31 protein-coding genes and 1 riboswitch are annotated in these 22,950 nt (G+C 73.4%); of the genes, 16 read left to right on the forward strand and 15 right to left on the reverse strand.

What is annotated here, in order from left to right; translation table 11 throughout:
* Nucleotides 1-460: 460 nt before the first annotated feature.
* Complete coding sequence (locus OHA72_RS43640; RefSeq protein ID WP_327001973.1) at nt 461-1,237, forward strand: hypothetical protein; 777 nt, start codon at nt 461-463, stop codon at nt 1,235-1,237.
* Nucleotides 1,238-1,310: 73 nt separating this feature from the next.
* Here the strand turns inward: OHA72_RS43640 and OHA72_RS43645 are convergent, their stop codons facing one another.
* Genes OHA72_RS43645 through OHA72_RS43660 form a run of 4 tightly spaced genes read right to left on the reverse strand, consistent with a single transcriptional unit; the run spans nt 1,311 to nt 4,056 of the window.
* Entirely contained in the window at nt 1,311-2,138 is an 828-nt protein-coding gene (locus OHA72_RS43645) for a DUF72 domain-containing protein (protein WP_327001974.1), read from the reverse strand.
* A 33-nt stretch (nt 2,139-2,171) separates the two neighbouring features.
* On the reverse strand, nt 2,172-2,747 hold the full coding sequence (locus OHA72_RS43650) for a hypothetical protein (protein ID WP_327001975.1): 576 nt from the start codon (nt 2,745-2,747) through the stop codon (nt 2,172-2,174).
* 9 nt (nt 2,748-2,756) lie between these two features.
* Nucleotides 2,757-3,215: a nucleotidyltransferase domain-containing protein gene (locus OHA72_RS43655; RefSeq protein ID WP_327001976.1), complete on the reverse strand. Its 459-nt coding sequence runs from the start codon at nt 3,213-3,215 to the stop codon at nt 2,757-2,759.
* On the reverse strand, nt 3,118-4,056 hold the full coding sequence (locus OHA72_RS43660; RefSeq protein WP_327001977.1) for a LysR substrate-binding domain-containing protein: 939 nt from the start codon (nt 4,054-4,056) through the stop codon (nt 3,118-3,120). The genes OHA72_RS43655 and OHA72_RS43660 overlap by 98 nt, the downstream gene beginning before the upstream one ends.
* A 139-nt stretch (nt 4,057-4,195) precedes the next feature.
* Between OHA72_RS43660 and OHA72_RS43665 the strand changes: the two genes are divergently transcribed.
* The gene (locus tag OHA72_RS43665; protein ID WP_327001978.1) at nt 4,196-4,696 is read left to right on the forward strand and encodes a DUF5997 family protein; all 501 of its coding nucleotides are present in this window, start codon (nt 4,196-4,198) and stop codon (nt 4,694-4,696) included.
* Here the strand turns inward: OHA72_RS43665 and OHA72_RS43670 are convergent, their stop codons facing one another.
* Both OHA72_RS43670 and OHA72_RS43675 read right to left on the reverse strand, forming a co-directional pair.
* On the reverse strand, nt 4,697-5,176 hold the full coding sequence (locus OHA72_RS43670; protein ID WP_327001979.1) for a DinB family protein: 480 nt from the start codon (nt 5,174-5,176) through the stop codon (nt 4,697-4,699).
* Nucleotides 5,173-5,697 (reverse strand): hypothetical protein, encoded by a 525-nt coding sequence (locus OHA72_RS43675; RefSeq protein ID WP_327001980.1) that lies wholly within the window; start codon nt 5,695-5,697, stop codon nt 5,173-5,175. Before OHA72_RS43675 ends, OHA72_RS43670 begins: the two co-directional genes overlap by 4 nt.
* A gap of 174 nt (nt 5,698-5,871) precedes the next feature.
* Here OHA72_RS43675 and OHA72_RS43680 point away from each other — a divergent pair, with 174 nt between their 5' ends.
* Nucleotides 5,872-6,384, forward strand: coding sequence for a hypothetical protein (locus OHA72_RS43680; protein WP_327001981.1), 513 nt, complete (start codon nt 5,872-5,874; stop codon nt 6,382-6,384).
* Nucleotides 6,385-6,409: 25 nt separating this feature from the next.
* On the opposite strand, the gene OHA72_RS43685 is transcribed toward OHA72_RS43680, so the two are convergent.
* Nucleotides 6,410-7,291, reverse strand: coding sequence for a UbiA prenyltransferase family protein (locus tag OHA72_RS43685; RefSeq protein ID WP_327001982.1), 882 nt, complete (start codon nt 7,289-7,291; stop codon nt 6,410-6,412).
* Nucleotides 7,292-7,337: 46 nt separating this feature from the next.
* Nucleotides 7,338-7,613 (reverse strand): hypothetical protein, encoded by a 276-nt coding sequence (locus OHA72_RS43690; protein WP_327001983.1) that lies wholly within the window; start codon nt 7,611-7,613, stop codon nt 7,338-7,340.
* An 81-nt stretch (nt 7,614-7,694) separates the two neighbouring features.
* On the opposite strand from OHA72_RS43690, the gene OHA72_RS43695 reads away from it, so the two are divergent.
* From OHA72_RS43695 to OHA72_RS43715, 5 genes are all read left to right on the forward strand, one after another.
* The gene (locus OHA72_RS43695) at nt 7,695-8,282 is read left to right on the forward strand and encodes a hypothetical protein (protein WP_327001984.1); all 588 of its coding nucleotides are present in this window, start codon (nt 7,695-7,697) and stop codon (nt 8,280-8,282) included.
* A gap of 535 nt (nt 8,283-8,817) precedes the next feature.
* Nucleotides 8,818-9,156, forward strand: coding sequence for a GDSL-type esterase/lipase family protein (locus OHA72_RS43700; protein WP_327001985.1), 339 nt, complete (start codon nt 8,818-8,820; stop codon nt 9,154-9,156).
* A 14-nt stretch (nt 9,157-9,170) separates the two neighbouring features.
* Nucleotides 9,171-9,425, forward strand: a complete 255-nt coding sequence (locus OHA72_RS43705; RefSeq protein ID WP_327001986.1) for a hypothetical protein — start codon at nt 9,171-9,173, stop codon at nt 9,423-9,425.
* Between the two features lie 47 nt (nt 9,426-9,472).
* Nucleotides 9,473-10,060, forward strand: a complete 588-nt coding sequence (locus OHA72_RS43710) for a hypothetical protein (RefSeq protein WP_327001987.1) — start codon at nt 9,473-9,475, stop codon at nt 10,058-10,060.
* A complete protein-coding gene (locus OHA72_RS43715) occupies nt 10,053-10,631 on the forward strand; it encodes a hypothetical protein (RefSeq protein ID WP_327001988.1) in 579 nt (192 codons plus the stop codon). The genes OHA72_RS43710 and OHA72_RS43715 overlap by 8 nt, the downstream gene beginning before the upstream one ends.
* Here OHA72_RS43715 and OHA72_RS43720 read toward each other — a convergent pair.
* A complete protein-coding gene (locus OHA72_RS43720) occupies nt 10,591-11,661 on the reverse strand; it encodes a hypothetical protein (RefSeq protein WP_327001989.1) in 1,071 nt (356 codons plus the stop codon). The two genes, OHA72_RS43715 and OHA72_RS43720, sit on opposite strands and share 41 nt — an antisense overlap.
* A 29-nt stretch (nt 11,662-11,690) precedes the next feature.
* A riboswitch (ZMP/ZTP riboswitch) is annotated at nt 11,691-11,776 on the reverse strand.
* 68 nt (nt 11,777-11,844) lie between these two features.
* On the opposite strand from OHA72_RS43720, the gene OHA72_RS43725 reads away from it, so the two are divergent.
* On the forward strand, nt 11,845-12,372 hold the full coding sequence (locus OHA72_RS43725) for a hypothetical protein (protein ID WP_327001990.1): 528 nt from the start codon (nt 11,845-11,847) through the stop codon (nt 12,370-12,372).
* An 81-nt stretch (nt 12,373-12,453) separates the two neighbouring features.
* Nucleotides 12,454-12,909, forward strand: coding sequence for a pyridoxamine 5'-phosphate oxidase family protein (locus OHA72_RS43730; RefSeq protein ID WP_327001991.1), 456 nt, complete (start codon nt 12,454-12,456; stop codon nt 12,907-12,909).
* 9 nt (nt 12,910-12,918) lie between these two features.
* Here OHA72_RS43730 and OHA72_RS43735 read toward each other — a convergent pair whose 3' ends face one another.
* Both OHA72_RS43735 and OHA72_RS43740 read right to left on the reverse strand, forming a co-directional pair.
* Complete coding sequence (locus OHA72_RS43735; RefSeq protein WP_327001992.1) at nt 12,919-13,473, reverse strand: dihydrofolate reductase family protein; 555 nt, start codon at nt 13,471-13,473, stop codon at nt 12,919-12,921.
* A 56-nt stretch (nt 13,474-13,529) separates the two neighbouring features.
* Nucleotides 13,530-14,468, reverse strand: coding sequence for a sigma-70 family RNA polymerase sigma factor (locus tag OHA72_RS43740; protein WP_327001993.1), 939 nt, complete (start codon nt 14,466-14,468; stop codon nt 13,530-13,532).
* Nucleotides 14,469-14,529: 61 nt separating this feature from the next.
* On the opposite strand from OHA72_RS43740, the gene OHA72_RS43745 reads away from it, so the two are divergent.
* The 3 genes from OHA72_RS43745 to OHA72_RS43755 all read left to right on the forward strand — a co-directional run bounded on the left by OHA72_RS43745 (nt 14,530) and on the right by OHA72_RS43755 (nt 17,169).
* The gene (locus tag OHA72_RS43745) at nt 14,530-15,297 is read left to right on the forward strand and encodes an ArsR/SmtB family transcription factor (RefSeq protein WP_327011775.1); all 768 of its coding nucleotides are present in this window, start codon (nt 14,530-14,532) and stop codon (nt 15,295-15,297) included.
* 77 nt (nt 15,298-15,374) lie between these two features.
* Nucleotides 15,375-16,073: an SDR family oxidoreductase gene (locus tag OHA72_RS43750; RefSeq protein ID WP_327001994.1), complete on the forward strand. Its 699-nt coding sequence runs from the start codon at nt 15,375-15,377 to the stop codon at nt 16,071-16,073.
* Between the two features lie 163 nt (nt 16,074-16,236).
* Complete coding sequence (locus OHA72_RS43755) at nt 16,237-17,169, forward strand: septum formation family protein (RefSeq protein WP_327001995.1); 933 nt, start codon at nt 16,237-16,239, stop codon at nt 17,167-17,169.
* A 100-nt stretch (nt 17,170-17,269) separates the two neighbouring features.
* Here OHA72_RS43755 and OHA72_RS43760 read toward each other — a convergent pair whose 3' ends face one another.
* A complete protein-coding gene (locus OHA72_RS43760) occupies nt 17,270-17,683 on the reverse strand; it encodes a hypothetical protein (protein ID WP_327001996.1) in 414 nt (137 codons plus the stop codon).
* 143 nt (nt 17,684-17,826) lie between these two features.
* Between OHA72_RS43760 and OHA72_RS43765 the strand changes: the two genes are divergently transcribed.
* Nucleotides 17,827-20,187: an ATP-binding protein gene (locus OHA72_RS43765; protein WP_327001997.1), complete on the forward strand. Its 2,361-nt coding sequence runs from the start codon at nt 17,827-17,829 to the stop codon at nt 20,185-20,187.
* Nucleotides 20,188-20,266: 79 nt separating this feature from the next.
* On the opposite strand, the gene OHA72_RS43770 is transcribed toward OHA72_RS43765, so the two are convergent.
* Both OHA72_RS43770 and OHA72_RS43775 read right to left on the reverse strand, forming a co-directional pair.
* The gene (locus tag OHA72_RS43770) at nt 20,267-20,770 is read right to left on the reverse strand and encodes a hypothetical protein (protein WP_327001998.1); all 504 of its coding nucleotides are present in this window, start codon (nt 20,768-20,770) and stop codon (nt 20,267-20,269) included.
* 295 nt (nt 20,771-21,065) lie between these two features.
* Entirely contained in the window at nt 21,066-21,605 is a 540-nt protein-coding gene (locus tag OHA72_RS43775) for a SigE family RNA polymerase sigma factor (protein ID WP_327001999.1), read from the reverse strand.
* Nucleotides 21,606-21,676: 71 nt separating this feature from the next.
* Between OHA72_RS43775 and OHA72_RS43780 the strand changes: the two genes are divergently transcribed.
* Nucleotides 21,677-22,228: a uridine kinase family protein gene (locus OHA72_RS43780; protein WP_327002000.1), complete on the forward strand. Its 552-nt coding sequence runs from the start codon at nt 21,677-21,679 to the stop codon at nt 22,226-22,228.
* A complete protein-coding gene (locus OHA72_RS43785) occupies nt 22,225-22,659 on the forward strand; it encodes a DoxX family protein (RefSeq protein WP_327002001.1) in 435 nt (144 codons plus the stop codon). The genes OHA72_RS43780 and OHA72_RS43785 overlap by 4 nt, the downstream gene beginning before the upstream one ends.
* A 3-nt stretch (nt 22,660-22,662) precedes the next feature.
* Here the strand turns inward: OHA72_RS43785 and OHA72_RS43790 are convergent, their stop codons facing one another.
* Nucleotides 22,663-22,890, reverse strand: a complete 228-nt coding sequence (locus OHA72_RS43790; protein WP_327002002.1) for a hypothetical protein — start codon at nt 22,888-22,890, stop codon at nt 22,663-22,665.
* Nucleotides 22,891-22,950 lie beyond the last annotated feature (60 nt).

Genomic DNA, 22,950 nt, shown 5'->3' on the forward strand with positions numbered 1-22,950 from the left:
GTGGGCCCGGTGGCCCGCGCACAGGCCGTGGCCGCCGGCGCCGACTGGGTGCTCGCCGAGGCGCTGATCAGTATCGGTCACGTCGCCGGGCTCGGCGGCGACCCGGCGGCCGCCGTGGCGGTCCTGGACGAGGCGGCCGAGGTCGGGACGCGCTGCGGCTTCGCGTGGGCGGTCCGCTCCGCCCGGTGGATGCGCGCCGACCTGGCGGCGGCCGCCGGCGCGCACGACGAGGCGGACACCCTCGCCCGCCGCGCCGCGCTCGACCTCGACGAGCAGGACGACGTCACCGGCTGGCTGGCGGCGCTCGGCGGCCGGTTCGGCTACGCGCCGCGACGCCCGGACCCGGTCGCGGCGCGGGGCTGCTGAGACTGCACCTGGATTGCACGCGGCCGTTCAGCGGCGGGTCGCACGATGTGCCCCTGGCACATCCATGACGCGACCGATACGGAGCACATCCTTGATGAGAACCCTGACCCGAGCCACGGCGGCGATGCTGCTGGCACTGGCCGGCACCGTGGCGGTGCCCGCCGGCGCCGCGCACGCCCAGCTGGTGTGCGACCAGCCGATCCCGCCGCCCGCCTGCGACGACAACGACCCCGAACCGGATCCCGGGCCGACCGACGTCGCGCCCCGCGGCGCCTTCGACACCATGACGTTCGTCGGCAACGGCGTGCGCATCACCGGCTGGGCCGCCGACGTCGACAGCGCCGGCCCACTCTCCGTGCACGTCTACGTCGACGGCGTGTTCGCCGGTTCGCCGGTTGCCAACACGTACCGGCCCGACGTCGCCGCCGCCTACCCGCACTTCGGCGCCTACCGCGGCTACGACGCCGTGGTGCCGTCGAAGCACGGCGCCCACACGGTCTGCACGTACGCGATCAACGTGTCGCCGCCCGGCACCACCACCCCGGCGACCAACCCGAACCTCGGCTGCAAGTCCTACGACGTGCCGGCCGTGGCGAACGTCGAATCCCTCTATAGTGGACAGTGGCTGGTGGCGTTCGACGACAACATCGTCGGTGAGACGGGCTTCGAGGTCCGCTGGGAGTACGTCACCTGGTACACGATCCCGGGCACGCACTACCGGGTCGCCACGCCGAGGGTCTGGTCGTACACGGTGCCGGCGCATGAGGGCACCGGCCGGGTGTCGTTGCCCGACCACCGCCCGGCGGACGCGACGAAGCTGACCGTGATCGCGCCCGGCTTCGGCAGCGCGAGCACGACCGACCTGTACTGACACCGCGGGCCTGAACAGGCACCGGCCCTGGCACACCCGCGCCGCCAGGACCGGTGCCGCCCCGCGTGCGGTCTCAGAACAGGGTGAGCGGCTCGATCGGTTCGGGGTCGGGCAGGGGCGCCAGCTGTGGCAGGCGGGCGCGGACGTCGGCGTGGAAGCGGCGGGCGAGCGCGGGCGCGTCGGCGTTGTCAGGGGTGTGGACGAACACGGTCGGCGAGCGGCCCTCGCGCAGCCAGGCGGTGACGACGTCGAGCCAGTGCTGCCAGCCCTCGACGGTGCGGTCGGTGTCGTCGCGGCCGAGGTACCGCACGATCGGGCGGTCGGTCAGCGCCGCCGTGCGCAGCGGCATGCGGGGCTTCTTCGTCCACGCGTCGCGTTCCGCGTCGCTGGTCGGCGGGGTGCGGAAGAACGCGGTGGTGTCGAACGGCACCCACTCCGCGGCGGTGCCCGCGAGGGCGGCCTCCAGGAGGTGGGCGGCGCGGGCGTCGGTGAAGAACTCGGCGTGCCGGACCTCCACGGCGTAGCGGTGCGAGGACGGCATCCGCCGCAGGAAACCCTCGAGCACCGGGACGTCGGCGGGGGCGAACGAGCCGGGCAGCTGGATCCACACGGCGTGGGCGCGGGGGCCCAGCGGCTCGATCGCGTCGAGGAACGCGCGGACGTCGGGGCCGGCGTCGGCGAGGCGGCGCTCATGGGTGACCCGCTTCGGCAGCTTCACCACGAACCGGAAGTCCGGATCGGTCTGCTGCGCCCACGACGCCACCGTGTCCCGGGCCGGGGTGGCGTAGAAGGTGGTGTTGCCCTCCACGGCGTTGCACCAGCCCGCGTACGCCCGCAGCCGCTCGTGCGCCGGCAGCGCGTGCGCCACGAACCGGTCCTGCCAGGCCTTGTGCGTCCACATCGCACATCCCACGTGCAGCCGCACGACGCCGCCTCAGTCCCGCGGCGGCAGCGTCGTCGGCAGGGGCACCACCCTGCAGCGCTGCGCCAGCGGGGCGCCGGCCAAAATGCCGGCGATCAGGTCGCCCATGCGCGCGGCGGACGGCCCGTACAGGTACAGCGCCGTCTCCTGCGGGCCCTCCCAGTAGGACTGCATCTCGCCCTCGGCGCCGAGCGCGTCCAGCAGCGCGGCGATGAGGTCGTTGATGTCGTTGCCCTCGTAGACCTCGGCGGGCAGGTCGGTGCCGTTGAGGTACACCGCGAGCCCCTCGGTGACGCCGAACGTGACGGGCGCGTCGTCGTCCAGCCGGATCGTGGAGCCCTTCGGGATGCCGGCCGCCTCAAGGGTGGCGATCGTCAGCGCGAGGACCGCCTGCGCATCGCCGGCCACGTCGAGGTCGACGTCGCTGACCGTCGGCTCGCCCTCGGCCGACAGCAGCGTCCCGCCGCCGCCGATGTGACTGCCCGGCGCCTTCGCGTCGAGGGCCTCCTCCAGAGGGTCCTCGTAGCGCTCACCCCGGTCCAGCGGGCGCAGTCTGGCGTTGATGGTGATCCACAGGCGGCTCGGCACAGCGGCACGCTACCAGCGCCGGGCGGCCAGGTCGCGCAGCAGGCGCAGATCCATGACGTCGACGTCGCGCGGCTCGTACCCCGTGTGGAAGGTCAGCTGCAGGCCCGCCGAGATGCACGGCACCGGACGCCCGGCGATCGTGCCGGTGACGAGGTCGGCGCCGGGATAGTCGAACCAGGCGCCGCCCAGGCCCGCCTGCCGGCCGTCGCCCGTGCCGTCGAACGCCACGGGGTGCACGTCCACGCGGCCCTCGCCGGGCTCGACGACCTCCACGCGGACCGGCCGCCAGTCGGTCTCGACGGTGTACCCGAGCGCGGCCAGGGCCCGCATCGCGTCGGCCTCGCGGCTCGCGTCGACGGCGAGGTCGAGGTCACGGTGCGGGCGCGTCTGCCGGCCCACCAGGGCGTCGACGCCCCAGCCGCCGGAGATCCAGCACGGGCAGCCGGCCGCGGCGAGCGCGTCGAGCACCGCGTGGACCTTCCCCACGTCCATGCCCGCGTCCGTGCCCCCGCCGCGCCTGCCGGCGTGCTCGCCGGTCGTCAACGGCCGCGGCGCTGGCCGGGCCACCGCGGGTCGGGGCACCGCGGCCCGCGCCGGGTTTGCCCGGCTGCCGGCTCTGCTGCCTGGCGGGCTGTCTGGCGGGCTGCCGGCCGGGCTGCCCGGCGGTCGGCGTGGCCGGCGCTGACGGATCCTGGGTCCGGCCGCGGGTGCTGTTGGCGGTCCGGCCACGGACGATCCCGATCATCTCCTCGACCAGGTCGGTGTGTCGGTCGCGGACCCACGCGAGCGCGACCGACGACGCCGGCGCGTCGGTGACGACCCGGTACGTGAGGTCCTTGCGGTGGTGCGCGCGGGCGAGGGACTGCGGCACGACCAGGACGCCGACCTCCGCCGCCACCAGCTCGACCGCGGCGGCCGTGGTCGCCGGCCGGTCCGCCAGCACCGCCGCGGGCGGCGCCGGCCAGGTCAGCACGTCGTCCAGCGGGCTGAGCAGCGTCTCGTCGGCCAGGTCCGCGACGGTCACCTGGTCGGCGGCGGCGAGCAGATGCTCACGGGGCACGACGACGACGGTGGCTTCGGTGTACAGCGGGATCGCATGGAACTGCAGGGGATCGACCGGCAACCGGATCAGCCCCGCGTCGGCACCCGCGGACAGCAGCGCCGCGGCGTCCGCCGCCTCGGTGGGCTCCAGCCGCAGGTCCACCTCCGGCAGCCGCTCGGACCAGGCACGGGTCCACTTGTCCACGGTGACTCCGGGGACGACGAGCAGGCGGAACGTCGCGGGTGGGCGATCCTCGGGCTGGGGCATGGCACCTCCGAGGAGTTCGACCGGGACCCGGCCAGGTTACCCGCCTGTGTGCCCGGCATCCCGGACCCGCCGGGGTGACGGCGGGCACCACGGTCCGGGCGATGTCTGCTTGCGTTCACCGGGTCGCTACCCTGACCCGGTGAGCAAGCCGAAGAAGTCCCAGGTGATGAAGCCCTCCACGGCGGCGCTGAAGCTTGACGTGTATCTGCCCGCGACACCGCAGGAGTTCCAGGACGGGATGGTGTCCCGCGAGGAGCTCGACGAGATGCAGCACAACCCGCCGCAGTGGCTGGCCGACCTGCGCCGCGACGGGCCGCACCCGCGCAACGTCGTCGCCGCCCGGCTGCGGGTGTCCAACAGCGGGCTGGCGCGCGGTGGGATCACGGAGCCGCTCACGACCGCGCAGATCGCCGCCCTGGCCGCCGACCCGCCGGCGTGGCTCACCCGGGAGCGTGAGACGCACGCGGAGAACAAGCGTGAGGAGCGGCGCCTGCAGGCCCTCCGCGAGGAGGCCGAGGCCGCGCCCGTGGCCAAGGCAAAGCCGGCCGTCCCCGCCAAGAAGACCCCGGCCAAGAAGACCACCGCCGCCAGGAAGACCACCGCGAAGAAGGTCACCGCCCAGCGGCGCCGCAGCGCGTAGCTACCCGCTGAGGATCTGTTCGCGCAGGATGTCGGCGTGCCCGCAGTGCTGCGCCAGCTCGCGCAGCACGTGCAGGTAGACCCAGCGCAGCGGCAGCGGGCCGCGCCGGTTGCCGGGCAGAACGTCGTCCAGGCCGAGCGGCGCCGTCGCCCGCCTGGACGCCTCGCACGCCTCTCGGTACGCCGCACGCACCGAGGCGATCGTGTCCGCGTCGTCCAGGACGAACGTCTCGTCCGGTGTCGCGGGGATGCCGAGCTCGGCGCGGGACCGCCGGGTGATGGCCTCGTCGAACCAGACCCGCTCCACGACCGTCACGTGCTTGACGAGCCCGAGCAGCGTCGTGCGGGACGGCACCAGCGACCGCCGGGCCTGCTCCTCGGTGAGGCCGTCCAGGCACTCGCCGAGCGCCGCGCGGTGCTCGTCGAGGAACGCCTCGAACTGGACCCGGATCGGCTGGTCGTAGACGTCGTCGGCGGTCATCGGGCCACCGTCAGGTCGTACATCGCGGTGACCCGGAAGCCGTGCCCGTCGGTGCCGGTGAAACGCACCCGGTGCTCCCCCGGCTCGAGCGGGTCGACGCTCGCCCACAGACCCCACACCCGCATGCCGACCGCGCCGCGCCGCCGGGTGACCGGGTTCAGGAAGGCGCCCCGCACCTCGAACAGCTCCGACGCGTCGATCGGCTCAACCGGGTGCCGCACGTCGTCGACGTACGCCTCACCCGTCGCCCCCGGCAGTGGCGGGATGTAGGTCCCGTCCGGGCACCACATGTTGAAGGCCGGGAAGAACAGCGGGCGGTCCGCCGGGACGGTGCACTGCCGCTGGACCGCGCCCCCGAAGCACCCGGCCAGGAACCACACGTCCCCGGGCTGGCGGCGGTGCGCGTGCCGGCCGGTGTCGTCCAGGACCGGGTTGCGCAACGGCCCGGTCGCGGCGACCCACTGCACCCACCGGGCGGCGAGACCCTCAGGGCTGCCGGGCTTGTACGGGAACGTCGTCACGTCGCAAGATCATAACGGTGCGGCCGAAGTGGCGCTGTCCCCGGCCGCTCAGCGCGGCGCGGGGCCGGTCGTAGGTCGGCGCGAGGACCCGCAGCGCGGCCTCGGCCAGCAGTTCGCCGGTGACCGTCGGGTTGCTCGGATCACAGGTCTTCGCCCTGCGTCAGAATCAACGGCATGGCGGCTGAGGCGGTTTTCGGGCTCATCGGCGTTCTGCTCGGTTCGGTGTCAACGTCTGTCGTCGCCGTGTACCAGGTACAACTGGCCGGCAGACGCGAACGCGAGGCACGTGACCATGAGCGAGCCGAGGCGAGCCGGGCACGACGCGACGCTTTCCAGCGCGAGAGCATCACGGCCCTGCAGGACGCGGCCGCAGACATGATCAAGGCCGTGTACGACGAACTCGACCGGCAGCTGGCCCAGATGCGTCAGACATCCAGCTGGCCGGCGCGACGATGGGAGACACCGACCGCGGCCGGTTGGGCCGACGCCGAAATCCGGCTGCAGGTCGCCCGCGCCCGGGTCTTCGACGACGATGTGCGGACGCTCGCGCGTGATACCCGTGCCATGGCGAGGCAGGCCGTCTGGGCCGCGACCCTGGAGGAGGCCAAGGAGGCGAATCATCTCCTCGATGAGCTGTACGCGCGATTCAACGACCTGGTGGCTCAATCGCTCCGCCAACTCGATTGAGCACACCTTCGGGCCGGGTCGGATCTCAGCCGATGTACGCGAGCGCGAAGCCGATCGTGGGGATCCCGAACAGCACCGACAGCACGGCCAGCCTGGTGATGGTGGGCCGGCGGGTGAGGATCGCGTAGCCGGCCAGCAGCACCGGGGTCATCAGCAGCTGCGGTACCAGCGTCGAACGGGGCACCAGCACGTCCAGCCACGCGCACAGCACCGAGAACGCCAGCGCCGACCCCCACAGCGCGATGCCGAGGCGGTGCGCGAACCGGGCCCCGAACCGCACCGCGAACGTGGTGTCGCCGGCTCCGGTGTCGGCGGCGAGGTCGGTCACGGTCGTCGGCACGTACAGGGCGGCGGCGAAGAGCAGGCCGATCAGCCCGAACTGCCACGGAAACTCCCACGGCGGACGCGTGATCGCCCAGCCCGCGGCCGGCGACACCACACCGACCACGAGCGCGTTGACCGCGACGTCCCAGCCCGGCCTGGTCTTCAGCCGCAGCGGCGGCACGCTGTACGCCCAGCCGAGCAGCAGCACGCCGGCGACGCCGAGCACGAACAGCGGCCCCACGTACAGCGCGGCGGCAACGGCGGTGAGCGCGATCCACCGGTACCACATCCGCAGACGCTTCGCGGAGACCGCGCCGGTGACCAGTGGTGCCGTCGCCTTGCGCGGGTTGTCACGGTCGCTGCGCAGGTCCTGCAGGTCGTTCTGGGCGAGCACCGCACCCCAGATCAGCGGCCCGAGCACGAGCAGCGCCACCAGCGCCCGGGGCGCGTCAGCCCGGTCCGGCAGCCACGCGTGCCCGGCCAGGACGGTGCCGAGATACGCGGGCACCCACGACACCGGCCAGAACCACGGCCTCGACACGGCCACGAGCAGCGCGGCCGGGCGTTCCAACACCGCTGTCATGCTTCGATCATCGTCCTCAATGCCTGAGCCCGCACTGAGAGCCGCGTCATGCCCCCGTGATGGGCTCCGCCCACGCCGCGTGCGTGAACTGCCACTCGCCGGCGACCCGGTGCCGCACCCGCGGCTCGTGACGGATGGTGTACCGCAGCCCCTCGATCTCCACGATGCCGCACTCCGGCCCCGGCTGGTCGACCGACTCGGACTCCACGGTCACCGGCCAGCCGGCCTTCGTCGCCTTGTGCCGCCACACCTCGAACGCCCGCTGCTTGCCGTTCTCCTCGCTCACCTTCGCCAGGATCTCAACCGGATCGACCCGTGCCATATCGCGTACTCCCTGCAGAAGGCGTTTCGGACTGCGTCACCGTAGCCGGAACTGTCGTACCCCGCGCTTACGATCCGGAACGTGAGCGATGCGTACACGGTCTTCTGGCCGCAGGACCGCTGCCTCGCCGCCCGGGCCGCGGTCATGGCCGGGCGGCCGCTCGAGGTGCTGTTCGGCGGCCCGCACCTCTCCCTGCCCAGCTTCGCCCGCGCGAAGGTCACCGCCGGCGACCTGGTCTACCCGATCGGCGTCTTCGCCCAGCGGCTCTACGTGCTGGGCAGGATGCGCGTCACCGCCGTCCGCGACGTCGAGGACGGCGAGACGGACCGGTTCCCGCACTGGCGCTTCCTGGCCGACGGCTGCGTCAGCGAGACCGTCCTCGGTGAGGCCGGCACCCTCCTGCGGCAGGACGCGACGGTGCCGGCCGAGGCGGTGCGGCGGCTGACCTACCGTTCACTGCGGGCGACCCGCACCCTCAAGCACGTCGACGACGACGGCCTGCTGACCCGTTCGCTGGGCGTGCAGGGCATCTACCGCCTCGCGGAGCACAGCGCCCTGGACCTGGACGCGGCCCTGGACGCGCCGGCGGACCCGACGGCGCCCGCGTTCGGCCCACCCGTGAGATCACGCCCGACGCCACCGCCGGCGCAGGTCGAGGTCCTGTTCTGATGCGCCGGGCCCACGCCGGGCCCACGCCGGGCCCACGCCGGGCCGGGCGGGGTCGCCGTCGAACGCGGCGGTCTGCAGGTCCAGCCGCTGGGCAGGGGGAACGTTGCTGCGGTAGTCGCCGTATCCGGCGCGTGCAGCCGGTGCAGGGCGCCGGCGCGGCGTTGACCGCCGGGTCGCGGCAGGCCGGGTCCGACCAGGTCGTCGGGGTCGGCGAGTTGTCGACCCGCCCACGGGTGGGTCGACCTCGAAGCAGGACCGGTGTCCGAGCGGGGCCACCGCCCGCGACCCGGCGGGAGTTCGGCAGCTCGGCGGCCCGCGGTTCTCCGCGTCGCCGGGGGATCCGCAGCACCAGAGCATCGAGCCGGGCCGCCGGCACGGCCACGTCCTCGTCGTCGGCCCCGGCGATTCGGCAGTCGGGGGCGAGCCCGCCAGGACGTTGCTCACCCGGCGCACCACGACAGCCGCCCCCGCGTCTGGCATCGTCGCCGCGGCATCGCATGGAAGGAACGGGGCGGCGGCGGTGTTGTCCACGGGTGTGACGCTCACGCTCGCCGTGCTCGGCGACTCCATCGCATACGGGCAGGGCGCCTCCAGCCCGGATGACACCGTCGGTGCGCGGCTGGCTGCCTCGCTGACGGCGGCCGGCACGCCCACGCGGGTGCGGGTCTTCGCGGTGCCCGGGGCGGACAGTCAGGGGCTGGCGGAGCAGGTGCGGCGGGCGACGGCGGCGGCGCCCGGTGTGGCGCTCATCATCGTCGGCGCCAACGACCTCACCCACTTCGTCCCGCCGCAGCGGGCCGCGGCGCTGCTCGGCGCCGCCGTGCGTGACCTGCGCGCCGCCGGTGCTCAGCGGTCGCGCCGGCACCCGACCTGAGCGTCATCCCGTGGGTGCCGCCGCAGCTGCGCCTCGCGGTGCGGGCCGGCAGCCAGGCGCTGCAGCAGGCGCAGACCCAGGCTGCGCTCGCCGCCGGTGCCCGGGTCGCGGACATCGGGCGGAGCGCGGCGGCATTCGCGGCGGAGCCCGCGCTGTTCAGCCCCGACCGTTTCCACCCGTCCAGCGCCGGGTATGCGGTGATCGCGACCGCCCTGCTGGCCGCCGTCCGCGCGGCCGCCGCCCTGGTCCGCCCCGCCCCGGCCACGTGAGCGGTTCGCTGGGCGTACCCCTGGCGCCGGGTCCCTAACATCGAGCCATGTCTCGGCATCTGCGCCCATCCGACGCCACGCCGAGGCCGCCCTGGTGGCAGCGATGGCCTGACGCGCTGCGGATCTCCGGCATCGCGCTGGTGCTGTTCTTCGCGCATCTGGTGGTGCCGACGATCCCCGGCAGCCTGGTCGATCCAGTGCTCGAATACCGGGAGGACGGCTACGCGGTCACGGTGAAGCCCGGCGACGGCTGCCTGATCTTCCACCGGGACACCTCCTCGCGCGGTGGCGACGAGATCCTGCCGTACTGCCCGGCACGCATCCCCGACGGCGCGAACGGCTGGGCGCCGCAGCTGCGGGACTTCTACACCGTCGACCCGGCCACCAGGCTGGTCACCGAGCTGGTGCAGTTCGGCGTCGTGCCCGACCAGGTGACCCGGGTCCGCTCGACGTTGCCGGGCGGCCAGATCGTGGAGACGCCCACCCGGCGCGTCGACGGGGTCGCGCATCCGGTCGTCGCGCTGCACCTGCGCAACACGGCGTTCCCCGTCGACCTGACCGAGACCGGCGGGCGCAGGGTGTTCGTCCGGCTGGAGCTGTTCGACGCCGGCGGTCGGGCGGTGCCCGTTGTCTGAGCCCCGGCGTCCCTGGTGGCGGGTCAGCCGCAAGGACGTGGTCGTCGTGCTGCTGCTCGCCGCGGTCACCGTGTACCTGCACTGGCCGCGCCCGCCGGCCGGGCCGACCCAGCTGCTCCGGCAGGGCACCGTCGGCGGGACCGGATGGAGCGTCCTCGGGCAGCGGGCCGGCTCCGGCGACGCGTGCCTGCAGGTCCGCGTCGCCGGCGCCCGCCGCGCGCTGATGTGCGACCAGCACTGGGACCGCGACGTGCAGCAGCTCTCGCGCGCGGCGGGCGGGCCGCCGTCGCTGCTGGTGGTCCGTTTTCAGGGCACGGAGCAGGTGCTCGTCGTGTCCGTGCTGTACCGCGAGATCGCCACCCTGCGCGCACCGGACGGCGACCGGGCGGTGCTGCACACGGCGCCGCTGTTCGACACCGGGATGGCCTACGTCGCCGACGTGCTCGCCGCCGACGACGCCGCCGCCCTGCAGGCGTTCGCCGCCGACGGCGAGCCGCTGTTCTACCAGTACGTCCCGTGCGGGCCCGCGCTCAGTGCCGGAACAGCCGGATCCCGGTGCGGACGAGGGTGATGCCGCGCCGGTCGCACTCCTGCTGCACCGCGGCCGACCGGATCGAGTCGCCGGGTTCGGCGATGTACCGCACGCCGTGCCGCGCCGCCTCTTCGACGTTGTCGGCGAACGGCAGCGCACCGTCGGACACGAACGCGACCCGGTCCAGCGCCCGCAGCCACGCCGCCGGGTCGGGGACGTCCCCGGCCCTGCGGAGCTGCTCCGCGACCCGGTCCTGGATGCGCGCCGATGACGCCTGCACGGACGGGTGGCGGCGCAGCCACCACGTGTCGGCCTTGGCGCCGGCCAGTCGCGTGCAGTCCACCCGCGACTGCTGCCCGGCGCCGATCCCCAGCGCCATGCCGTCACGGACGTACGCGACCGAGTTCGACTGCGTGTGCCGCACCACGACAAGGCCGAGCAGCAGGTCGTCGACGGCCGCAGCGGGCAGCCGCGGATCCGTGAGCAGTTCCCGCGTCAGCGGTACGCCGTCGCGAGGCTGGGTGAGGCGCAACCCGTACACCTCGCGAGCCTCCACCGCGGGTGGCTCGAACGCCGCGTCGGCCTCCACGACGAGGAACCGGCCGCCCTTCTTCGCCGCGAGGGACGCCACGACGCCAGGCTCGTATCCGGGTGCGACGATGCCGTCGGAGACCACCCGCCGCAGCAGGTCCGCCAGCTCCTCGTCCACGGGCTCGGACACGGCGACGAAGTCACCGTAGGAACTCTTCGGGTCGGCGTCACGGGCCCGCGCGTACGCGCCCGTCACCGCCCCGGTCGCCGCCGGGTCCAGCTGATATGTGGCGGCCGTCACCGCGTCGAGCGGACCCGCGGTCGCGGCGCCGGCAGGTGAGACGTGCTTGAACGACGCCGCGACGGGCCGCCCGAGCGCGGTCGCGGCCTCCCGCACGAGCTGCCAGGCACCCGCGGCGTCGAGGATGTTGATGTACGACGGCTCCCCGCGCACCACCCGCAACGGCCGGGTGCCGGGGTCGATCGGCGTCGCGGTCGCCGTCTGCTGGTGCGGGTTCATGCCATACCGCAGGTTCATACTGCCTCCGATCGCAGGACGTCTGCTTCCGGAGGCACCCAGGCGGTCGGCGCCACACCCTCGATCCGGCCGGGTCCCCGGTGGTGCTCCACCTTCGCCAGTACCCGGCCACCCCCAGCATACCGATCCACCTGGCATGATCATGTCCGCCGGACACCGCCGGCCGGGGGAAGGTTGACGCCGATGGGACTCTTCAAGCGCCGCGCGCTGCCGCCGGCAGAGCGGCTCATGGCCGCCGCCGGGCTGCCGACCGGCGGCGGCGCGGTCCCGATGATGGACCTGGTCATGGAGGTCGCACCACGGCGCAACGCCCGGATCACGGCGGTCCTCGCCGTCGTCGAGGACCTCCTCGCGCAGCCCGGCGACGCGCAGATCGTCGCGCTGAAGTTCATCGAGAACCTGCAGAACGCGGCGTCCCACGGTACCGACGGCCTCCTCACCGTCGAGGAACTCCTGCCGATGTGCGGCCCCCGCACGGTCGAGGGCTGGGAGACCGCGAACCGCTTCTGGGCGGCCGTCGTCGCCTGGTGCGACGCGAACGGGCAGCAGCTCGAAACGTCCGCCTCACTCGACGTCGTGCAGCACCAGGGCCTGCGGTCCCTGCTGTGGCCCACGACCCGCAGGCTCCCCGACGGCCGCCGCGTCGACCTGAGCCACGTGCTGCTCTACGAGAAGGCGACCGGCACACCGATCACCGCCTTCACCCCGTAACGCCTGCAAGGTGCCGAGGGTGGCGACGGCGGGCAACGGGGCCGAAGCCCCGGTGCCGGCCATCGGTGCGATCATCGGTGTATGACGGCATGGCGAGACGTCCAACAGGCAGCGCCGGAGTTCGCTGAGCGGGTGCAGGCGCTGTTCGACGCCCACAGGCACAAGACCATCGCCACCCTGCGCGCCGACGGGGCGCCGCGGATCTCCGGCATCGAGGTGGTCTTCGAGGACGGCGAGCTGGTCTTCGGCTCGATGGCGAACGCCCGCAAGGGCGCTGATCTGCGCCGGGATCCCCGCTTCGCCCTGCACAGCGCGACGGTCGACCCGGTCGAGGGCGCTGAGGCGGCGTGGCCGGGCGAGGCGAAGGTCTCCGGCCGGGCGGTCTCGGCCGGGGCGGTCACCGACGGGCCGGACGGCGACCGCTTCCAGGCCGACATCGCCGAGGTCGTGCACACCCACCTCAACGAGGCCGCCACGCTGCTCGTCGTCGAGTGGTGGACACCCGCGCAGGGGCTGCGCCGCGTCGAGCGCGAGTGACGCCGGCCGTCATCGTGCGGGGCGGTGGTAGCGGCTGAGGACGGTGTCGCCGAGGTGCTCGGCCGACCGGCATTCCAGGTAGGTGGGCGGGCAGTCGGGGAAGAGCCGCTGCCCGGTGCCGGCGATGGTGGGGAACGTCAGGAGCCGGTATTCGTCGATGAGGTCCTCGGCCAGCAGCGCGTGCACGATGCTGAGGCTGCCGGCGACGATCAGGTCGCCCTGCGCCCGCTTGACGGCGCCGATGAGGTCGCCGGCGATGACGGACGAGTTCGCCCACGCCGAGACGTCGGGCAGGGTGGTGGAGGCGACGAGCTTGGGCACGGCGTTCATGCGGGCGGAGAAGGGGTCGTCGCGGTGCGGCCACAGCTTGGCGAAGTGCTGCCAGGTGACGCGGCCCAGCAGCAGGGTCCCCCCGTCGAGGGTGCTGCCGAGGCGGAACTTGTCGCCCGCGACCGCGCCGGGTCCGTGGCGGAACGCCCAGCCGCCGGTCGGTGTGCCGTCCCTGCCGTCGGGGTCGGACACGATGCCGTCCAGGGTGATGAACTCGATGACGATGACGCTCACGATGGTGTCCTCTCGGTCGGTGCTCGCCGGGTATGTACCAGCGGCACCGCCGGAACTCATCGCGGCCGGCGCAACTCGTCGGAAGGAATTTCGCGAGGCAGGTCGAAGAGGCCGAGCACGGCCGGGTCCGCGAACGTGACGTTGCGCGCCACCCGGCCGCCGGTGACGCTGAAGACCTGCAGCGTGTGCAGCCGGAGCCCACCGGCGGGTTGCGGGGCGTACGCGGCGAGCGCCGGCTGCCCGTTGGCGGTGAGGTGCTTGACGGCCCACCCGGTGCCGCGGGTCCGGAACACCCGATCCATGAACAGGCCGTAGTCCCGGCTGCCGCGCAGCCACAGCGGCACGGGCGGCATCTCCAGGATCGCGTCGTCGGTGAGCAGCCGGACCAGGGCCGGCACGTCGCCCGCCGCGAACGCCCGCGCGTACCGGTCGATGACCGCGCGCGTGCGCGGGTCGTCGGGCTCGGTGACCTCGTCCATGTCGCCGACGCCGGTCAGCGCGGCACGGGCACGTTGCAGCGCGCTGTTGACGGCCGGGACCGTGGTGTCCAGCTGCCCGGCGACCTCGGCGGCGCTGAAGTCGAGCACGTCGCGCAGCAGCAGGACCGCCCGCTGGCGGGGCGGGAGGAACTGCACGGCCGCCACCAGGGCGATCCGCAGGTCGGTGCGCACCTGCTGGTCCACCCGCGCGTCGGGGAACGGCTGCAGCCAGGGAATGTCGGGTGCCGGGGTGAGCGGCACGCCGGGGTCGTCGCCGGGCGCGCCCAGCCCGGAGGGCAGCGGCCGCCGGGCCCGGCCCGCCAGCGCCGTCAGGCACGCGTTGGTGGCGATCCGGTACAGCCAGGTGCGCACCGAGGCCCGGTCGCCGTCGTAGGAGTCGCGGGCCTTCCACGCGCGCAGCATCGCCTCCTGGGCCAGGTCCTCCGCGTCGTGGAACGAGCCCAGCATGCGGTAGCAGTGCGCGATCAGCTCGCCCCGGTACCGCTCGTAGTCCACCCGCCCATCATGCCGGTTGACATTATGCAGGTAACTGCCTGCATAATGGGTCGTGGGCGACATGGAGCAGGTCTTCAAGGCGCTGGCCGACCCGACCAGGCGGCTCCTGCTCGACCGGCTCCGCGAGCGCAACGGTCAGACGCTGCGCGAGCTCTGCGAGCAGCTGGCGATGGCCCGCCAGTCGGCCACCCAGCATCTCGACCTGCTCGTCGCGGCCAACCTCGTCACCGTCGTGCGGCGAGGGCGGGAGCGCCTGCACTACCTGAACCCGGCGCCGATCCACGAGATCGAGGAGCGCTGGATCTCCGGCTTCGACCTGCCCCGCCTGCGGGCACTGCGGAGCATCAGACACCGCGCAGAGGAGCACGCCATGGCATCCGTGCCGACGTATGTGTACGTCACCTACATCCACGCGACCGCCGAGCAGGTCTGGCGGGCGCTGACCGACGCCGACCTCACGGCGCGGTTCTGGGGCCACGCCAACATCTCCGACTGGCGGCCCGGCTCGGCGTGGGAGCACCGGCGCACCGACGGGTCGGGCGTCAACGACGGGGCCGGCAAGGTGCTCAGCGCCGAACCGCCGACCCGCCTGAGCATCACCTTCGAGGGCCCCGAGGGCGGGGAGCCGGATCCGTCGGTCGTCACGTTCGTCGTCGAGCCGCACCAGGACATCGTGCGTCTCACGGTGACGCACGAGCGCCTCGGCGACATGGCCGAGTTCAACGACATCTCCAGCGGCTGGCCGGCGGTCCTGTCCAACCTGAAGTCGTTGCTGGAGACCGGCGACGTGCTCCCGCAGGCACCGTGGGAGATGGCCACCGCCCGGTAGCGGTCCGGGACGGACGGCTGATGTCCAGCGGCCGGCCGATGCCATACGGTGACCGGACCACCCCAGGAGGTAACCGCATGGAGATCGACGGGTCCGTTGCACTGGTCACCGGCGCCAACCGGGGGCTCGGCCTGCACATCGCGCGGGAGCTGCTCGCGCGCGGGGCGGCGGTGTATGCCACGGCCCGTGACCCCGGCGCCGTCGACCTGCCCGGCGCGACGGTGCTGCGGCTCGACGTCACCGACCAGGCGTCCGTGCAGGCCGCGGCGGAGGCCGCCGGTGACGTCACGCTGCTGGTCAACAACGCGGGCGTGGCGACGTTCTCCAACCTCGTCGACGGCGACCTGGACAGCATCCGCCTCGAGATGGACACCCACTTCTTCGGCACGCTGCGGATGGTCCGCGCGTTCGCGCCGATCCTGGGCCGCAACGGCGGCGGCGCGGTCGTCAACCTGCTGTCGGTGCTGTCGTGGGTCACGTTCCTGGACGCGACGTCCTACAGCGCGGCGAAGGCGGCCCAGTGGAGCCTGACCAACGGCGTGCGGCTCGAGCTCGCGCAGCAGGGCACGCAGGTCAGCGCCGTGCACCTGGGCGCCGCGGACACGGACATGATGGCCCGCTGGGAGATCCCGAAGCTCGACCCCGCGTTCGTGGCGACCGCCGTCGTGGACGGGGTGGCCCGCGGGGACCTGGAGATCCTCGTCGACGACGCGGCCGCCGGCGCGAAGGCCGCCCTGGCCGTCGACCTGCGGGTGGTGTACCCGCAGCTGGCCTGACGGAAGCTCCTTCGCCGACATGGTCCGGTGGAACGGCGCCCCACTCCCCCCGGCGCCGCCTGGTCATCGACATCGACCCGTACGGCGGTTGACAACGCACGGCGAGGCGAAGACAGTCATCATCTCCACCGTCCGGTGGAACTTCGCGGGGGCTCTGGAATCGATGATGATGCGTGTCCGGGCGGCGATCGCCGTCGTGCTCGCCGGTGTGCTGCTCGGGGTGTCGGGCTGCGCTCTGCGTCCCTCCGGCGCCGACGGCGACCTGCTCGACGACTGGCAGCCCCTCGCGGCGCCGAAGTTCGACGTGCCGAGCATCGGGACGTGCCTGGACAGCCCGATGAAACCGGCGTTCGACCCGACCTTCGTGCGGGCGGCCCCGATCGAGTGCGACCGCGGCCACACCCTCGAGGTCGCCCTGATCGGCACCGTGGACGGCAACGCCGCGCAGGGATCCGAGCCGCCGGCGTCCGGCAGTGAAGGCTTCCGGGCCGCCTATGCGGCCTGCGACAAGGCCGCCAACGAATACCTCGGCGGAGACTGGCACACCGGCATGCTCGGCATCAACGTGCAGATGCCGAACCAGGCGACGTGGCGGGGCGGGCTGCGCTCCTACGTCTGCTCCATCTTCACGCTGACCGACGCGTACGGCAATATGGCGTTCGGTTCCGCATCGGTGAAGGGAACGCTCACCGGGAGCGCCCCGAACGCGATCAAGTGCCTCGAGGTCAACGGCACCAAGGACGCCGAAGGCTGGTGGGACGACGTCAACGGGCTGACCCCGATCGACTGCACGAAGCCGCACGAGGCCGAGTTCATCGGCACCGCCCAGGTCGGCACCGCCGGCGGCCCGTTGCCTGCCGCCGAGACCATCCGCAAGTCGATGCTCGACCGCTGCTGGACCTTGGGGGCGGCGTACCTGGGCATGACCGAGGCGCAGATGGACGCCCGCACCGAGCTCGGCGTCGCCTGGGACGGCATGGAGAAGTTCCAGTGGGAGGCCGGCGACCGCAACCTTCGCTGCTTCGTGCTGCTGAGCCCGGGCAAGAAGGTCCGCGCCTCGATCAAGGGGCTCGGCAAGAAGGCCCTGCCCTACTGATCGCGGCACCACCAACGACGAGAGGCCCGACGGCTCCATCCGCGCACAGGCCCGGGCGGCGGCTGAGCACGGTTGCCGCCGCCCGGTGCGGGCTTGCGGCTCACTGCCCCCAGTAGAACGATTCGACGTTGGCCCAGAACGACGGGTCGAACGTCCAGTCGTCATTGGGTGCGAGGATCCGGCAGACGCCGCTGTAGTTGATGCCCGAGCAGAGCACGACCGGGTGGGTGGCGTTGTAGTTCGAGGCGCTGCGGGTGTTGTTCGTCGCCGACTGGCCCTGACCGGCACCGCTCGGGGTGAAGATGTTGTCGGCGAGGTTGGCGTCGTTGACGCCGGGCTGGAAGAAGACGTAGCTGCCCTGGTTGAAGCTGCCGTAGAACAGGCACAGGTTCTGGGTGGTGAAGCAGTTCCAGGTCGCGGCGGCGGACCGCGCTGAAGCCTGGGCGGGCGCGGCCGAGGCCAGGACGGCACCGATCGCCAACGATGCCGCCAGCAGCAGCTTGACTCGACGCATGTGACACTCCTTGATCAAAGGGGGCAGGTCGCCCGCCCATGGTTATCGACGGCGACGCCGCCGTGGCACCATTCCGATCGACGCCGGACAATGGCGAACATCGGCGCACAACGATGCGAATGCGAGATCGGAGATGCGAGGCGATGACCCCGCGTGCTCAGCGGCAGCCGCACGACTCCCTGGTGACCAGAACGGCCGGCGTCCAGACCCTCACGGATCTGGCCGGCCTGCTGCGGGCGTTACGGCGCCGGCACGCCCGCGAGCGCCAGGCCAGCCCGCTCACCTACCGGGAGCTGGCCGGCCGCACCGGCTGGTCACAGACGGCCATCGCCGAGTACCTGACCGGCCGCACGCTGCCGCCCACCGACCGGTTCGACGCGCTCGCCGCGCTGCTCGGCGCGACCGCCGCCGAGCTGGGTGCGCTGGCCACCGCCCGCGACCGGGTCGAGGACCAACGCCACCGTCCGGACTCCGCCGGGCCCGCGCCGGTCGTCCCGCGCCAGCTGCCGGCGTCGCCGCACCATTTCGTCGGCCGGAGCCGCGAGCTCGCCATGCTGACCGACTGGTCGCAGCGGCCGTCCGCCGGCGGACCCGTGGTGGTGGCGGCGGCCGGCACCGCCGGGGTCGGCAAGACCACCCTGGTCGTGTTCTGGGCGCACCAGGTCAGCGGGCGGTTCCCGGACGGCCAGCTCTTCCTGAACCTGCGTGGCTTCGAACCGTCCGGTGGCGCCCTGGACCCGGCGGACGCGCTGCGGCAGCTCCTGGACGCCCTGCACGTCCCGCCCGAGCGGATCCCGGCCGGCGTGGCGGCCCGTTCGGCGCTGTTGCGCAGCCTGCTCGCCGACCGGCGGATGCTGGTGGTCATCGACAACGCCCGCGACTCTGCGCAGGTCCGGCCGCTGCTGCCCGCGGCGCCGGGCTGCCTGGTCGTCGTCACCAGCCGCAATCAGCTCGCCGGCTTGGTCGCCACCGACGGCGCCCGGCCGCTCCGGCTGGACCTGCCCACCCGGGACGAGGCCCGGGACCTGCTCGCCGGCCGGCTGGGGGCCGACCGTACCGACGCGGAGCCGGACGCCGTCGACGAGATCGTCACGCGCTGTGCCCGGCTGCCGCTCGCGCTGGCCGTGGTCGCCGCCCGCGGGGGCGTCAACCCGCACTTCTCGCTGCGGGACCTCGCCGCCGAACTGCACGGCGCGCACGACCGGCTCGACGCGCTGGCCACCGACGACGCCGGCAGCGTGGTCCGCACCGTGTTCTCCTGGTCCTACCAGGGCCTCACGCCGTCCGCTGCGGCCATGTTCCGGCTGCTCGGTCTGCACCCCGGCCCCGAGCTGTCACTGGTCGCCGCCGCTGCGCTGGCCGGGCTCGCGCCGGCACAGGCCCGTGCCGTCCTCGCGGAGCTGACCCGCGCGAACCTCGCCGCCGAGCCGGTGCCGGGTCGCTTCGCGGTCCACGATCTGCTGCACGCCTACGCCGCCGAGATGGCGCACGAGGTCGACAGCCCGGCGGACCGGTGGGCGGCCACGGACCGGATGATCGAGCACTACCTGCACACGGCGCGCGACGCCGACCGGCTGCTCCTGCCGCACCGCGAGCCGAGCATCGCGCTCGAACCGCTGACCGACGGCGGCGCCACCTGTCCGCTGGCCGACCGGGACGAGGCGATGGACTGGTTGACCACCGAGCACCACACGTTGGTCGCGCTCACCAGGCTGGCCGCCACCGGCCGCGAACCGCTCGCCATCCGGCTGGCCTGGGTGCTGTGCACGTACTTCCAGTGGCGCGGGCACTGGCACGACCAGGTGACGACCCAGCACCTCGCCTTACAGGCGGCGCAGCGGCTGGGCGAAAGCAGCGGCCAGGCCCACGCGCACCACCACCTCGGCCGCGCCCATGCAAAACTCAGCCAGCAGGACGACGCGTTGATCCACTACGCGCAGGCGCTGCGGTTGTTCGCCCGCGACGGCGACCATGACGGGCAGGCCCAGACCCACCTCGGGCTCGGCGCCGTGTTCGAGCACCGCGGGCAGCATCGCACCGCGCTACGGCACGCCCGCCACGCCCTCGAGCTGTTCCGGCTCGCGCGGAATCTGCCCGGCCAGGCCAACGCCATGAACTCCGCCGGCTGGTGCCACGTGCAACTCGGCGAGCACGCCCCGGCCATCACGGCGTGCCGGCAGGCGCTCGTGATCCAGCAGCGGATCGGCGACCGCGACGGCGAGGCCGCCACCTGGGACAGCCTCGGCTACGCCGAACATCACCTGGGCCGGTTCGCCGAGGCGGTGAGCTGCTACCGGCGGGCCGTCGAGCTGCGGCGGGAGCTGGGTGACCGGTTCTACGAGGCCGCCACGCTCGACCGCCTCGGCGACACCCAGCTGGCCTCGGGCGACCCGGCGGCCGCCGCCGAGGCGTGGCGCGACGCCCAGTCCATCCTCCGCGACCTCGGCCACGCCGACGCCGACCGCATCAACGACAAGCTCGCGGGCACCGGCCCGCACGGTTGACGCGGGAACACACCAGCTCCGGTGCCGGGCGGCGGCAGCCTCGCACGGTTGCCGCCGCCTGGTGCCGGTGGTCAGGCGTTCATGGCAGCATCGCCGGGTTCGCGGCGACGGCGGCCAGCTGCTCGACGCCGAGGAACGCCGCGCCGAGGCCGGGCTTGAGGCTCGGCTGGCGCTGCGGGGTGCCGATGCCGTACTCGGGCACGGTGCGCTGGGCGATGACCGTCAGGAAACCGCCGTGCAGGTAGCGGCGGGCGATGAGCACTTCGCCGCCCACCTCGTCGTCCTCGACGTTGACCCGGACCGGCACGCCGGCGACGTCGATGACGCGGCAGTCGCGGCCGGCGTCGGGCAGTGCGCAGAGGTCACCGGTCGGCAGGGGGTTGCCGTCGTCGACGACCGCGGCCCAGAGCAGCCCCTCGCCGCGCCCGTCGGAGACGACGACCTCGATGTTCGCCCGGATGTACACCGGGGTCGCCGGCGGCGGCGAGTCGATGCGGATCGGCGGGCGGGACGGCTCCGCGAACGGATACCGGGTGCGACCCTCGTAGCCGGCCGGCAGGGCCGCGACCAGCAGGTCGTACATGCGGCGGTCGTGGGACGCGGGAGCGCTCGCCGACGGTACCGACACCGCAGCGGGCGAAGTCGCGGACGCCGCGGGCGCGGGTGCGGCCACGGCGGGCGCCGGCACCGGGGGCGGTCCGGCAGCAGCGCGGGGGTCACCAGCCCCGCGACCACGGTCACTCCGGCCAGCCCGACGGTGGCGGCCACGACCCGGTCGCGGCGGGCGGCACGGGACGCGATCGCGAGGACCTGCTCGGCCTCCCGCAGCGGGGGCGCCTCCACGTCGAGGGTGAGCTCACACAGGTGTCTGACGTCGTTCATGGTTGTCCTCCCGGGATGGTGGGTTCGAAGGCGTCGCCGAGCACCTGGCGCAGGTTGTCGAGGCCGCGGGCGGTCTGGCTCTTGACGGTGCCCGGCGAGCAGCCGAGGATCTCCGCGACCTGCTCGACCGACAGGTCCGCCCAGAACCGCAGCACGAGCACCGCCCGCCGCCCCTTCGGGATGCGCAGCAGCGCGGTCTTGAGCACCTGCCGGTCCTCGGTGCCCCGGTGCTCGGGGGCGATGCTGTCCAGCGCGTCGTCGTGCGGCCCGATCGGCCGCTCCCGCCGCCACGGCCGCCGGTGCTCGTCGAGGAACGCGCGCAGGAGTATCCGCCGCGCGTACTGGTCGAGCACGTCGTGCCGGTCGATCCGCGTCCACGCCCGGTACAGCTTCGTGAACGCCGTCTGTGTCAGGTCCTCGGCGAGGTGCCAGTCGCCGCAGAGCAGGTACGCCGTATTTCGCAGGTGGCCCGCCCGGGCGGCGTAGTACGCGACGAACTCCTCGTCGTGTTCCCGCCGCCCACCGAGCCGCAGCATTCGCATCATCATCGGGTAAGACACGTACACCACCCCGCAACAGGTTGCCCGGCCTCTGCAACCATGACCGGGTGCCGACGACGCCACCGGTCCTCGCCATCGCCGGCGCGGCAGGATCCGGCAAGAGCACCCTCGCCGACGCCGTCGCCGCGGCGCTGGGGGCGCCGGTCGTCCGGCTCGACGACTGCTACCACACCGACCCCGGCCTCGCGCCGAGCGTCGCCCGGTACGACGGTCCCGGCCGCGTCGTCAACTTCAGCGATCCCGCGTCGATCGACCTGGCGAAGGTCCGCCACCACCTCGAGGCACAGCCAGGCCCGGCCCTCGTCATCGTGGAGGGCATCTTCGCCCTCACGCTCGACGCCGTGCGCTCCGCCGCCCGCTGGACCGTGTTCGTGGACACGCCGCCGGACGTCAGCATCGCCCGGAAGACCTTGCGCAAGATCGGCGAGGGGCGCGACCCTTGCCTGGTGTTACGCGGCTATCTCGAGCACGGGCACGCGGCCTACGCCCGGCACATCGCACCGGCCAGGGCTCACGCGGGCCTGGTCGTCGACGGCTTGCGCCCGCCCGCCGAGCTGTCCGCCGAAGTCTGCCGGTACGTCGCGGAGGGCGCACCATGACGCGGGCGCGACGGACGGCGACCGCAGCCAGCCAGGTGATCCTGGGCGCGGGCCTGTGCTTCGCGGGCACGACCCACCTGACGGTCGCCCGCACCGAGTTCCAGGCGCAGGTGCCGTCGTGGGTGCCGCTGGAGGCGGACCTCGTCGTCGTCGCGTCCGGCGTGGTCGAGGTCGCGCTCGGCCTGGCCCTGCTCGCGGTCTGGCGGCAGCCGGCCCGCGGCATCCTCGGCGCGATCACGGCGGCGTTCTTCATCGCCGTCTTCCCGGGCAACATCGCCCAGTTCACCGAGCACAAGGACGGATTCGGCCTGGACACCGACGCCAAGCGGGCGATCCGGCTGGCGTTTCAGCCGCTGCTGGTGCTGTGGGCGCTGGGCGTCACCGGCGCCGTGCGCACCCTGCGGTCGCTGCGACGGCCGCGCCGCGTGTAGGGCCTACCGCGAGTTCCGGCGGCGGTTGCTGCGACGGGCCGCTGCGGCCGCCTCCTCCGCCTTCGCCTTGCTCCGGGCCACGAGCCAGCCGATGAGCCCGCCGATCGTCAGCAGCCCGCCGAACAGCGACAGGATCGGCACCGAGCCGACGAGACCGATCAGGTTGCAGCCCAGCCCCACGATGATCAGAATTCGCCAGACGGTGAACTTGTTGCGTGCGTCGTCCGCCATGTCGTCCTCCCCAAGATCGTGGCGCAACGGTACGCGACGCGCGGGAGCGTGAAGCCGCGG

It is taken from the genome of Dactylosporangium sp. NBC_01737, assembly GCF_035963215.1.
In the GTDB taxonomy this organism is placed as follows: Bacteria; Actinomycetota; Actinomycetes; order Mycobacteriales; family Micromonosporaceae; genus Dactylosporangium.